The 2134-nt window shown below is 67.6% G+C and carries 2 protein-coding genes; one reads left to right on the top strand and one right to left on the bottom strand.

Translation table 11 applies throughout. The annotated features are described in order from the left end of the window. Positions 1–341: 341 nt before the first annotated feature. Positions 342–1238: a polyphosphate kinase 2 gene (gene ppk2 / locus AC1D01_RS31590; protein WP_477873465.1), complete on the bottom strand. Its 897-nt coding sequence runs from the start codon at positions 1236–1238 to the stop codon at positions 342–344. Positions 1239–1353: 115 nt separating this feature from the next. Between ppk2 and AC1D01_RS31585 the strand changes: the two genes are divergently transcribed. After that, positions 1354–2134: inorganic phosphate transporter (locus AC1D01_RS31585; RefSeq protein ID WP_477873464.1), on the top strand; the 781-nt coding region annotated here is incomplete at its 3' end.

The raw sequence follows: 2134 nt of genomic DNA, 5'->3' as shown, positions 1-2134 counted from the left end.
ACGAGCATGCGRGCGYTSGCGCGCTTCGTCGGTCACTTCAATCTTTTCCCCCMAAYACAGYGCGGCGGTKCCGCAAAGGCGCGGGTGGGGAGGCTGGGGAGCGCCAATCAGGGCGGGGCGCCGGAGCTGGCTGGTTTCWTGGCCCGCGTGCGCAGCACGCTTCGTCAACTGACTGTCGCCCACTGTTTGACCACAACGAGCGAAGCGAGTGGCGGGAGTTTGGGCGACGGGCCATGAAAYCAGTCAGCGGAGGGGAGTCATCGCCCCGCCWGGGGCGATGACCGCACCGACCGGCGAGCCCCAGCCTCCCCRCCCGCGCCTTTGCAAGCGCCAACAGACGTTCAGTACACCTCAGGCACGATCATCTGCTCAGGCACCGGCTGCCGGAAGTAATCATCGTGCCGCACCCGCTGCGGCAACTCGATCGGCGCATGCGCCACCTCCCCATACGGCAGCTGCCCCAGCAAATGCGCGATGCAATTGAGCCGCGCCTTCTTCTTGTCGACCGCCTGCACCACCCACCACGGCGCCTCGGCGATGTGCGTGCGCTCCAGCATGATCTCCTTGGCCTTGGTGTAGTCCTCCCAGCGGCGGCGCGACTCCAGGTCCATCGGGCTCAGCTTCCACTGCTTCAGCGGATCGTGGATGCGGCCAAGGAAGCGCAGGTGCTGCTCTTCATCGGTGATCGAGAACCAGTACTTCAGCAGCACGATGCCCGAGCGCACCAGCATCTTCTCGAACTCGGGCACGGTGCGGAAGAACTCCTCGTACTCGTCGTCGGTGCAGAAGCCCATCACCCGCTCGACGCCGGCACGGTTGTACCAGCTGCGGTCGAACAGCACGATCTCGCCGGCCGCCGGCAGGTGCGTCGCATAGCGCTGGAAATACCACTGCGTGCGCTCGCGGTCGTTCGGCGCCGGCAGCGCGGCAACACGGCACACCCGCGGGTTCAGCCGCTGCGTGATGCGCTTGATCACGCCGCCCTTGCCGGCCGCGTCGCGCCCCTCGAACAGGATCACCACCTTCTGCCGCGTGCCGACCACCCAGTCCTGCAGCTTCACCAGCTCGCCCTGCAGCCGGAACAGCTCGCGGAAGTAGCTGCGGCGCTGCTCACGGTCCGACGGCGTGCCGTCCGGGTCGCGGTCCTCGATCTCCAGCTCGAGCTCCTCGTCGTAGCTGTCCATCAGGTCGCGGTGGATGCGCTGCATCCACTCGTCTTGTTCGGGGTTCACGCTCATGGTGGGTACGGCAGGTTGAAAGACACAGGTGCCTGACGGTGCATCAGCCGCATGACGGGACCATGACAGCCCGCCGTCATGCCGTTGTCACATCGCCGTCCGACGATCCGGCTCCATGAACACCAGCACCACCACCGCCGGCACGCTGCCCGTATCGTCGCGCCCCTCGCTGGACCGCAAGCCCGGCCCGCTGACGGCGATCCTGTTCATCGGCCTGCTCGCCGCCGGCCTGCTGTTCACCGGCTACAGCCTGGTCGGCGACATCAGCGCGGCCGGCACCACGGTCACCACTTGGCTGCCCTTCCTGCTGCTGGGCGTGGCGCTGCTGATCGCGCTCGGCTTCGAGTTCGTCAACGGCTTCCACGACACCGCCAACGCGGTCGCGACCGTCATCTACACCCATTCGATGCCGCCGAACATCGCGGTGGTCTGGTCGGGCTTCTTCAACTTCCTCGGCGTGCTGGTGTCCAGCGGCGCGGTGGCCTTCGGCATCATCTCGCTGCTGCCGGTCGAGCTGATCCTGCAGGTCGGCTCGGGCGCCGGCTTCGCGATGGTGTTCGCGCTGCTGATCGCCGCGATCGTCTGGAACCTCGGCACCTGGTGGCTCGGGCTGCCGGCCTCGTCGTCCCACACGCTGATCGGCTCGATCATCGGCGTGGGCATCGCCAACGCGCTGATGCACGGCCGCGACGGCACCAGCGGCGTCGACTGGGCGCAAGCCACCAAGGTCGGCTACTCGCTGCTGCTGTCGCCGCTGGTGGGCTTCGGCTGCGCGGCGCTGCTGCTGGTCGCGCTGCGCGCCTTCGTGAAAAACCGCGCGCTCTACGAAGAGCCGAAGGGCAACCGGCCGCCGCCGTGGTGGATCCGCAGCCTCCTGGTGCTGACCTGCACCGGCG

The organism is Rhizobacter sp. P3_B12 (genome assembly GCF_056402895.1).
This window is presented reverse-complemented; position numbering and strand designations above follow the sequence as displayed.

Excerpts from the sequence above, each read along its gene's own strand:
- ppk2 (WP_477873465.1), bottom strand. The coding sequence starts at position 1,238 with ATGAGCGTGAACCCCGAACAAGACGAGTGGATGCAGCGCATCCACCGC.